Here is a 9,374-nt window from a genome sequence, read left to right on the forward strand (position 1 = left end):
GTTTATACATATCTTCTCGTCTTTCTCCTGCCATAGGATGCCTAAAAGATCCATACCTTTTATGTCTTTAATAAGTATATAACAAAATGCATGATATCCTCAAGTTTCTTTTGCATTTGACACAGATCGAATCTCTGTATACTGAAATCTTTTAAAACATAAAAAGGCATCCCAAAATCCATTTCAATTCCACCATTATGTATGATGAATCATTTACGGTTTTTGAGATACCATTTATGGCTTCAGCTTGTGCTGTCGTAGTATTTTATCTGTTTTTCATTATGACCGGAATCCCTGCAACCACCTCAACTACCATATTGGCAGCTTTACCTATCCGCTGATTGACTTCTCCAAGAACTTTTCTATATAATAAAGTCTCTTTGCTGTAGCTGTCTCCGTCAGAAAAAACCTCATTGGTCACAATGATAACATGTTCTGCCTTTTCATTTATGCTTTCGATTCCTCTCAGTATCTCCTCTGACACTATCCCCTCTTCCAGGCATGGGGCCTCATTTTCCTCTCCCAGTCCGAATAGTTCGTTAGACACCAGATTGGACATACATTCCAGAAGAATGGTCCCGGTTTTCCCATCACCCGGCAGTTTCAATTCCTTTAAATTACGGTAGCATTCCACTGTCTCAAACTGCTTTTCAGCCCTCATCTGCCTGTGGCGTTCAATTCTTTGTCTGCATTCCTCATCCCAGGGCTTCATGGTGGCAATGTAAATCTGCCTTTCCTGTCTCAGGCTTACAGCCAGGTTTTCCGCATATTCTGATTTCCCGCTCCCGCTTCCGCCTACAACCAGTGTGATCATCAAATACCTCCCAAGGGCTTATACTCTTCAATACATATATCTTGAAAGGAACTCATTTTCTTATAAACGCCGTATGCCATGTCAATTAATGGAATGGCTGCCACTGCTCCGCTCCCTTCTCCCAGACACATGCCCGCCTGTATGAAAGGAGTTAACCCCAGTTCATCAAGAAGCAATTTTCCGGCAGGCTCTGCGGATACATGGGAGGCCAGCATATAGTCCCGGCAGCCAGGATAAATCCGCTCGGCACAAAGAGCTGCACTTGCGGAAATAAAGCCGTCTACCAATATAGGAATCCGGCATACCGCACCGCCTATGAATACACCCGCAAGCCCGGCCAGGTCAAATCCGCCTACATGGGCCAGAATATCCACTACATCCCGGCACTCTGATCCATACTTTTCTATGGCTTCTCTGATCACCTGAACTTTTCTTCCAAGCCCCTCATCACTTAATCCGGCACCTCTTCCAGTCAATTCTTCCGGATTCTTCTTTAAAATCATGGAAGAAACCGCACTGCTGGTAGTGGTGTTTCCAATTCCCATTTCTCCGGTGGCAATGAGCCTATAACCTTTTTCCGCCAGTTCTTCAACCAGATTGATCCCGGCTATTATGGATTTTACTGCTTCGGCTCTTGTCATGGCTGGTTCTTTTCTGAAATTTTTTGTTCCGTAAGAGACTTTTTTGCTTATGAGTCCATAACGGGTACCGGGTTTTAAGTCTCTGGCAACCCCCATATCCACCGGAAATACATCAACTTTAGCCTGCTCCGCCATAATACAGACACTGCTGTTTCCCTCTGTCATATTTTCCGTCACAATGGCAGTTACTTCCTGTCCGGTCTGGGTAACCCCTTCTTCTACAATTCCGTTATCACCGCATAAAATAAGAAGAGCCCGCTTTTCTATATCAGGCTGCCATGTTTCCCTGATACCGGCTATTTTTATGATACATTCTTCTAAAATACCCAGACTGTTAAGAGGCTTTGCCACCTTGGACCATTTCAGGCGGGCCATTTCCATGGATTTTTCATCTAAGGGGCGTATTTGAGACAAATATGGCTGCAGTTCTCTGTTCATCATTGATTTCTTCCTTGTAAAGACTTTTCATACACTCGAAACCATTTCAACCCCAAGAAAGGTTCATATCCCAGGTCAGCAGTTCCCGCATGTTCATATCCCATACTTTCATAAAGGCGGATGGCAGGCTCATTGCGGTCATAAACATCAAGTCTCATGGTTTTTCTTCCTTCTTCTGCCGCTCTTTTTTCTGCAAATTCCAGAAGAGCTCTGCCGACTCCGGCTTTCAGATAATCCGGATGGACCAGGAATGTATGAATTACCGCCACTTCTTCCGGCTCCACTGGAGTTTTCCATGGAATAAGCTCATAACCTTCTTCCTGTTTCTGATTAATAATTATAGAACCGGCGATTCTGCCTGATGAAAGAGCTATATAAAGTGTGCCTTCTTTCAGCCCTTCCTCTGCTTGAATGTCAGTAGGATAGACACCCTTTTTCCAACCAGTATAATTGGTATGAGCTTCCAAATATTCGATGACCGCGTCATACAAAGCTAATATTTCATGGACATCATGCTCAGTCCCCTGTTTTATCTCTAAATCATTCATGTGTCTGTTCCTCCTTTGATGACATGACACGAAATTCTTCACATGCCTCCACAAACCGCTTCGGCAAAACCGGATTGGAGGGATAATAAAAATGAGGAAATCCTGCCAGCAGATTTTTTCCGGCGTGGACACAGTCCCAGCTTTTCTTTTGCCCGGGCTTTTGGGCTTCCATCTGGTTTCCGTTATCCGTGCTGTCCCAATAATGGAATTCATGGCCCCGTATGGATTCTCCGGTTTTCATAAATCCGGTGCTTTCTCTGGAAAAGGCTTCGATATAGCCAAATCTCATAAGGCGTTCCGTCGGAAATACCTTCCCATGTATAATTCCGGCCATGGGATAGGTCTGGTGATCCTTTGTTTCCATTTCCTCATGAAGATACATAAAGCCTCCGCATTCAGCCAGTATGGGCATGGAGCATTCTACTGCTCTCCTGATTTCCCGGAACATGGATTGGTTCCCGGACAGTTCTCTGGCGTATAATTCCGGATATCCTCCTCCCAGTACAATGCCGCAGATTCCTTTGGGAAGGTTTTTATCGTGAATTGGACTGAAAGGGATCAGTTCTGCTCCCATTTCTTCTAAAAGCTTTAAATTTTCCTGGTAATAAAAACAGAATGCCTCATCTTTTGCAATCCCGATGGGCACCCGGATTCGGCCGGCAGTCTTTTCCTCCACCCCCTCATTTTCCTTTTGGAAAGAAGGCAGAGGCCCGGCACTTTCAGCCAGCATGATCAGTCCGTCTAAATCGATGGTATCCTCCAGCTTTAAGGCCAGCCGGTCAAGCTGATCCTTTAACCCCTTTGCCTCCTCCGGGAGCACCAGACCCAGGTGGCGGCTCTCAAGACGGGCCTCCTCACATTCCGGCAAGTATCCATATACCCGGATACCTAAATCTTCTATAGCAGGCTTTAAACGCTCTGCCATAACCTTGGAAGTTCTGTTTAAAATCACACCGCAGATATGGCTGTCTTTTTTATACTCTAAAAATCCTTTTACCACAGCGGCCATAGACAGACTGGCGCCTTTGCAGTCTAAAACCAGTACAACCGGAGTCTCTATCGAACATGCTACCTCATAGGAACTGGCCCATGTACTGTTTCCCCCGACTCCGTCATAATATCCCATAACGCCCTCAATAACAGAGATCCCGGCCCCTTTTGCACCATCGGCAAATAAGCCTCTCACCTTCTCTTTTTCCAGAAAAAAAGTGTCTAGATTTCCGCCATCTATGCCGAGAACATATTTATGAAACATAGGGTCAATATAATCCGGACCGCATTTAAAGGAGCGGCAGGATAAATTTCTCCTTAATAATGCATTTAAAAGTCCGCAGGTCATCATGGTTTTTCCGCTGCCGCTCTTAGGGGCAGCCAGCATCAGTCTGGGGTATTCACACTTCAACCAGGGTTCCTCCTTCTCCTCCGAAAGAAATCACATAAACCGGATTCTGTCCCATCATCAGGTGATAAGCCCCTGCTTCTTTTGCTTTGGAAACCTGGACCTGGACAATTTCTGCTGCAATGGAGTTCTCTTTTAACCAGGTTAATATTTCCGAAAGAGATTCCAGGGCAAGAACATTGATGACAATACGGGCCTTAGGATTTTTTTGCAGAATAAGGGAAAGAACCTCTTTCATAGAGCCGGAGGTTCCTCCAATAAATACATGAGTAGGCGCTTCAAGATTCACCATGGCCTCCGGGGCCGTTCCTTCCACAATTTCCAGAGTTTCGGCATGAAACCGTTCTTTATTGGCTTTTATCAGGCTGATGGCTTCCTCTTTTCTTTCAATGGCATAAACCTTACCTTTTTTAAGAAAAGAAGCAGCTTCAATGGATACGGAACCTGTCCCTGCCCCCACATCGTATAAAACAGAGTCCTCTTCCAGCTCCAGTTTTGATATGGAAACAGCCCTGACCTCACTTTTAGTCATGGGAACCGCCCCCCGGATAAACAGTTCATCTCTCATAGATTTCCTCTTTTCTGCCCATCTTTTCAGGGCATACAGGTATACCTGTAAGGTGCTTCCTCTTTCCTGCCCATCTTCTCAGGGCATACAGGTACACCTGCAAGGTGCTTCTTCTCTTTCAATTAACAATACGGATAAAATATCAAATTCCTTATTCTCCAGCATTTCCGGCGTTCCAACTGTAATCCTTTCATCAGAATAAGAAAGCCGTTCCCCTACTGAAATCCTGACCCGGTCAAATCCCTGCTCCTTAAGGAGGAGGCAAAGATTTTTCACCCTATTGGTTCCATCTAACAGAGCAAACACCCTGGAATTTTTCTTTAATTCCTCTATAATATCACATTCCCGTCCATGAAGGCTCACAAGCCGTACATCCTCCCAGCTTGTTTTCAGCCTGGAACACAGATAGGAAACGGAAGATATTCCCGGAAATATTGACACATCATACATCAGTCCATATGGTTCCTGGCTTAAAGCCTCAGCCATTTTCTTTGCTCCGCTGTAAAATCCCGTGTCACCGGAATACAAAATTCCGATTCTGCGGCACTCCGCATGGTCCACCAGCCAAGGCAATATATCTTTGCTTAAATAAAATGGTATCTTCCTGGCTTTTGGCACTGCCTGAGAAATTCCAGCCAGCATCCGCTCTGCACCGAATACCACATCACAATCCTGCAGCGCTTTCCAGGCTCCCATTGTCATCTGGTCCTGTCCGCCCATTCCAGTTCCGATCAGGGAAACCCTTCTCTTCTCCGGCTGGATCTCAGGCTCTTCCCCTGTTTCCCAGCCCTTTAATTCTTCCATTGCTTCCTCTAACCTGATACCCTTTTCCTTTACCGGACGTCCCACCACAACCGCTGTAATGCCGCATTCTGCCGCCGCCCGCATTTTTTCCGGAAAACCTCCGGCATTTCCTGCCTCTTTTGTCACCAGATACCGGATGTCATACTGCTTTATCATGGCCCGGTTCATTTCTACGGAAAAAGGGCCCTGCATTCCAATCAAATGATTTCCCTTTATTCCCATCTGTTCACAGGCAGAAATTACGGATAAGGTGGGAAGAACTCTTGCAAAAACCCGTTCTTCCCAGGAATCCATGGCAGTATAGCGGGAAAGCTCCTTGCTTCCTGTTGTCACAAGAATATTTCCCGGCTTTTTATCTAAGTAAATCACTGCCTCATCTACAGAGTCCACCCATACGATGCTCCCATCATATCCTTCATGCTCCCCTCCTTCAAAACCTTCTGAGGTTTCCCGGAACACCCGCATGTGCCTGACCTCCGCCTTCCGGCAGGCAATGAGAATATTTTGGCTTACGACTGCTGCATAAGGATGGGTAGCATCAAGAACCAGAGCAATTTCCTTTTCTCTTATGAAGTCTGCCATTTCACAAGCGTCCATGGGAGATTTATGGATATGAAGATATTTGCTTTCAGGCAGCACCATTTCCCCGTATCCGGTGGCTACGCTGACCCAGACGTGAATCCCCTGCTCATGGCAGTATTCCGCCAGAATCCTTCCTTCCGTAGTTCCTCCGAAAATAAGAATCTTACACATTTTTATATCCTCTGGGCGTGACCATACGGCCTCTGATTTCTTTTGTCATGGAGTTTCCTATGTAAACGGTGGTAAACATATCTACCTGGGCATCCCTTAATTGTTCCAGGGATAAAATCTCCATTTCTTCCTCATCCCTGCTTATATTCCTTACAAAACCGCACACTGTTTCCGGACTTTTGTATTCCATAACAATTTCACAGGCCCACTTTAAATAATCGGCTCTCTTTTTGCTGGACGGATTGTAAATACACAAAATCATATCTGCCTGGGCAGAGCGCCTCAGCCTTTCTTCAATCAGTTCCATAGGAGTCAGCAGATCACTTAAGCTGATCACTGCGAAATCATGGCCAAGAGGGGCTCCTAACAAAGCTCCGCCGCTTAAAGCCGCAGTCACTCCGGGAATCACCTGGATTTCCAGATCAGCATCATGTTCCGCCATTTCCAATATCAGACCGCTCATTCCATAGACGCCGGAATCCCCGCTGCACACCATTGCAACCGTTTTTCCCTTTTTGGCCTCGTCAATGACAAGCTGGCACCGTTCCTGTTCTCTGCGCATGGGAGTTGTCATCATTTCCTTGCCTGGAAAGTGCTCCCGCACAAGATCCACATACACAGTATATCCCACAATGACCTGGCTTTCTTCCAATGCCTTCACTGCCTTTATGGTCATGTCCTCATAAGCTCCGGGGCCGATTCCAACTACGTAAAGTTTTCCTGTATTCTTCATGTTTCTCCTCTATTCAATCAACTGAATATATTTACATATCCCATTAATTTATAAATTCAGCTTCCAATCCAGAACAGCCACCGCCACTGTCACACCGTTTGCCGCCTGTTTCCTCACCAACAGCTTTCCGCCTCCCAGCTCCTTAACACAGGCAAGAGCTGCCCTTTCACAGACATTGTCCACTCCCGTCACCTGTTTAACAAAGGAGGAGGCAGAAAATTCACCTTCCACTTTCCCAAGAATCTCTGACGGATAAGTATAAAACCCAACTCCTCTGGAAGACGTAAATTCACAAAGTCCAGGCTCTTCTTTTTTTAAATCAATGCTGGCACATGCGGTCAGGCTCTCTTTTGACAAGTTCCACATTTGCAAAACCTGGTTCACTGCCTTTTCTATGGTTTCTGAATCCACTCCCTTCCTGCATCCGATTCCCAGGACTAAAAGTTTGGGAACCAGCTTAAAGGAGTCCTTCAGCATTTCATTCTCCGGCTTATCTTTTATGGTGATCCAAAGGTTTACATCCCGTTCTCCATTATGGATAAGGGGGACAGGTAATTTCCCTTCTATAGGAAAATCACTGAAAAAGCCAACCTCTTCCCCTCTGAGAACCGCGGAGGAAACCTCTTTTATTCTATTAATCTCACAAATAACCAGCTTCTGCTTTTTGGCAAACAGATCCACGGCAAAGCCGCCGTGATTATCCGTAGCAGTGGTAATTACCGCCTGGCCTCCTGAAATTTCTGCCGCCTCTTCTGCCAGTTCATTGGCTCCTCCCAGATGGCCGGATAAAAGAGAGATAGAAAATCTCCCCATATCATCTAAAACCACCACCGCCGGGTCTTCTGCCTTTGTCTTTAAAAATGGAGCAATGGCACGAACTGCGATTCCTGCTGCCCCGATGAATATAATTCCATCCACAATCAAAAATTGCGCTTTTGCCCACTCTGAAAGAGATACGGAAAGAGGAACCAGTTTTTCCCCATAAGGACCGCTTCCAACCAATTTCCCGGGGCAATATCCCTGGCACTGGCTTCCTTTTTCAGAAAACCCTTCCATAAGCTTCACACACAGCTCTGCTCCGGATTCTGTAAAGCAGATAAAGGACAGCCTCTTCATAAGTCCTCTTTCTTATCCATATTTTCAGGACACAACGGTGTGTCTCCCTGGCTTTCTCCCGTTCCCTTCCGAAATTCCGTAGTAAAGACCGGATCGTAAAGCTTAGAACGCTCATAACCATTTTGAGCCACCGCATCACCCACAACAATTAATGCCGTTTTTCTTATATTCTCCTGTTCCGCCCGTTCACTTAAGCTTTCCACCGTACAAATCACAGTCTTTTCCTCGGCCCAGGTCGCCTTGTAAACGATGGCAGCAGGGGTTTCCGGCTTATAGCCTCCTTTTATCAGTTCCTCTGACAGCTCTTTCAGCATTCCCGTGCTTAAGAAAATGACCATCGTTGCTCCATGGGCTGCAAAAGAAGCAATAGACTCCTTTTCCGGTACAGGCGTTCTGCCCGCCATGCGGGTTATAACCACACTTTGAGATATCTGGGGAAGGGTATATTCCATTTTTAAAGCGGAAGCCGCGCCGCAGAAGGAACTGACTCCCGGGCAGATATCATAGGAAATTCCCCTTGCTTCCAGTTCATCCATCTGCTCTCTTATGGCTCCATAAAGGCAGGGATCACCGGTGTGAAGCCTGACCGTTATCTTTTCATCCCTTTCCGCCTGTTCCATGACTTCAATCACTTCTTCCAGGGTCATTTTAGCGCTGTCATAAACCTGACAGCCTTCCTTTGCCGCTTCCAGCAGAGCAGGATTAACCAAGGAACCTGCATAAATGATCACGTCAGCCTGTTCAAGCAAAGCCTTTCCCCTCACTGTAATTAAATCCGGTGCTCCCGGACCTGCTCCCACAATATGTACCATATTTACCTCACAATCAACAATGAATAATAGCCTGCATCTTCCGGAATTTCCTCAAGAGAACGGTAAACCTTCTCCTCAGCCATTCCGCAGTTTTCCACCATCACAACACTGGCTTTGCATTTTCTGATTTCTTCCTTTACCGCTTCCATCTGCCTGCCCGCCTTCATCAGCACTTTGACTCCCGGCATTTGCAAAGCCTCCTTGATCTGGTAAGAAGCGGGAATGATATGAAGTTCCTCCGATCCTGATACCAAAGGAATTCCCAATCTGGCCGCAGCCGCACAAAAGGAGGGAATTCCAGCTTCCAGGCGGGTGGTGTAGCCCTCTTCCTGAAGACGATCCAAAAGATAGCTGCATGTAGAATAAATGCTCACATCTCCCAGATTAATAAATCCCACATCTTTCCCTTTTGACAAATGTTCCATCACGGTTTTGGCCGCCAGCTCATGGCTTTCCTCCAGCACCTTTTTATCCTTAGTCATGGGCATAGAAAGGTAAATACATTCCTTTTCCTCAATTTCCGGCACAGCCTGTCTGGCAATCTGATATGCCACACACAATTCTTTATCTGTATGAGGGATGGCAATAACGTCTACGCTTTTCATTCTCTTTACCGCCTTTAACGTCATAAGTTCCGGATCTCCCGGACCTACTCCGATTCCATACATGATCCCTGTCATGTCTTATCCTCCTGCTTATCCATATCTGAATTTTCCGTTTCTCCGGTAAAAAGGCGGATGAAAGCCTG

General features: G+C 46.1%; 10 protein-coding genes. All 10 read right to left on the minus strand.

Annotation, left to right across the window (positions count from 1 at the left end):
* Positions 1-265 precede the first annotated feature (265 nt).
* The 10 genes from V7M78_RS21540 to cobI all read right to left on the minus strand — a co-directional run bounded on the left by V7M78_RS21540 (position 266) and on the right by cobI (position 9,306).
* Positions 266-814 (minus strand): bifunctional adenosylcobinamide kinase/adenosylcobinamide-phosphate guanylyltransferase, encoded by a 549-nt coding sequence (locus tag V7M78_RS21540; RefSeq protein ID WP_333653108.1) that lies wholly within the window; start codon positions 812-814, stop codon positions 266-268.
* Positions 814-1,896 (minus strand): nicotinate-nucleotide--dimethylbenzimidazole phosphoribosyltransferase, encoded by a 1,083-nt coding sequence (gene cobT, locus V7M78_RS21545; RefSeq protein ID WP_333653110.1) that lies wholly within the window; start codon positions 1,894-1,896, stop codon positions 814-816. Before cobT ends, V7M78_RS21540 begins: the two co-directional genes overlap by 1 nt.
* Positions 1,893-2,441 carry a GNAT family N-acetyltransferase gene (locus tag V7M78_RS21550; protein ID WP_333653112.1) on the minus strand — a complete coding sequence of 183 codons (549 nt, stop codon included), beginning with the start codon at positions 2,439-2,441 and terminating at the stop codon, positions 1,893-1,895. The genes cobT and V7M78_RS21550 overlap by 4 nt, the downstream gene beginning before the upstream one ends.
* Entirely contained in the window at positions 2,434-3,843 is a 1,410-nt protein-coding gene (locus tag V7M78_RS21555) for a cobyrinate a,c-diamide synthase (protein WP_333653115.1), read from the minus strand. Before V7M78_RS21555 ends, V7M78_RS21550 begins: the two co-directional genes overlap by 8 nt.
* Positions 3,833-4,408 (minus strand): precorrin-6Y C5,15-methyltransferase (decarboxylating) subunit CbiT, encoded by a 576-nt coding sequence (gene cbiT / locus V7M78_RS21560; RefSeq protein ID WP_333653117.1) that lies wholly within the window; start codon positions 4,406-4,408, stop codon positions 3,833-3,835. Before cbiT ends, V7M78_RS21555 begins: the two co-directional genes overlap by 11 nt.
* Before the next feature lie 78 nt (positions 4,409-4,486).
* Positions 4,487-5,965 (minus strand): precorrin-6A reductase, encoded by a 1,479-nt coding sequence (gene cobK, locus V7M78_RS21565; RefSeq protein ID WP_333653120.1) that lies wholly within the window; start codon positions 5,963-5,965, stop codon positions 4,487-4,489.
* The gene (cobJ, locus tag V7M78_RS21570; RefSeq protein WP_333653123.1) at positions 5,958-6,698 is read right to left on the minus strand and encodes a precorrin-3B C(17)-methyltransferase; all 741 of its coding nucleotides are present in this window, start codon (positions 6,696-6,698) and stop codon (positions 5,958-5,960) included. The genes cobK and cobJ overlap by 8 nt, the downstream gene beginning before the upstream one ends.
* Positions 6,699-6,746: 48 nt before the next feature.
* Positions 6,747-7,814 (minus strand): cobalt-precorrin 5A hydrolase, encoded by a 1,068-nt coding sequence (locus tag V7M78_RS21575; protein WP_333653125.1) that lies wholly within the window; start codon positions 7,812-7,814, stop codon positions 6,747-6,749.
* The gene (gene cobM / locus V7M78_RS21580; protein ID WP_333653127.1) at positions 7,811-8,626 is read right to left on the minus strand and encodes a precorrin-4 C(11)-methyltransferase; all 816 of its coding nucleotides are present in this window, start codon (positions 8,624-8,626) and stop codon (positions 7,811-7,813) included. The genes V7M78_RS21575 and cobM overlap by 4 nt, the downstream gene beginning before the upstream one ends.
* 2 nt (positions 8,627-8,628) lie before the next feature.
* Complete coding sequence (gene cobI, locus V7M78_RS21585; protein ID WP_333653131.1) at positions 8,629-9,306, minus strand: precorrin-2 C(20)-methyltransferase; 678 nt, start codon at positions 9,304-9,306, stop codon at positions 8,629-8,631.
* Positions 9,307-9,374: the final 68 nt, after the last annotated feature.

The sequence above is a fragment of the Lacrimispora sp. genome, assembly GCF_036758025.1.
Lineage (GTDB): Bacteria > Bacillota > Clostridia > Lachnospirales > Lachnospiraceae > Lacrimispora.

Excerpts from the sequence above, each read along its gene's own strand:
- V7M78_RS21575 (WP_333653125.1), bottom strand. The coding sequence starts at position 7,814 with ATGAAGAGGCTGTCCTTTATCTGCTTTACAGAATCCGGAGCAGAGCTG.
- cobM (WP_333653127.1), bottom strand. The coding sequence starts at position 8,626 with ATGGTACATATTGTGGGAGCAGGTCCGGGAGCACCGGATTTAATTACA.
- V7M78_RS21550 (WP_333653112.1), bottom strand. The coding sequence starts at position 2,441 with ATGAATGATTTAGAGATAAAACAGGGGACTGAGCATGATGTCCATGAA.
- cbiT (WP_333653117.1), bottom strand. The coding sequence starts at position 4,408 with ATGAGAGATGAACTGTTTATCCGGGGGGCGGTTCCCATGACTAAAAGT.
- cobK (WP_333653120.1), bottom strand. The coding sequence starts at position 5,965 with ATGTGTAAGATTCTTATTTTCGGAGGAACTACGGAAGGAAGGATTCTG.
- V7M78_RS21540 (WP_333653108.1), bottom strand. The coding sequence starts at position 814 with ATGATCACACTGGTTGTAGGCGGAAGCGGGAGCGGGAAATCAGAATAT.
- cobT (WP_333653110.1), bottom strand. The coding sequence starts at position 1,896 with ATGATGAACAGAGAACTGCAGCCATATTTGTCTCAAATACGCCCCTTA.
- cobJ (WP_333653123.1), bottom strand. The coding sequence starts at position 6,698 with ATGAAGAATACAGGAAAACTTTACGTAGTTGGAATCGGCCCCGGAGCT.
- cobI (WP_333653131.1), bottom strand. The coding sequence starts at position 9,306 with ATGACAGGGATCATGTATGGAATCGGAGTAGGTCCGGGAGATCCGGAA.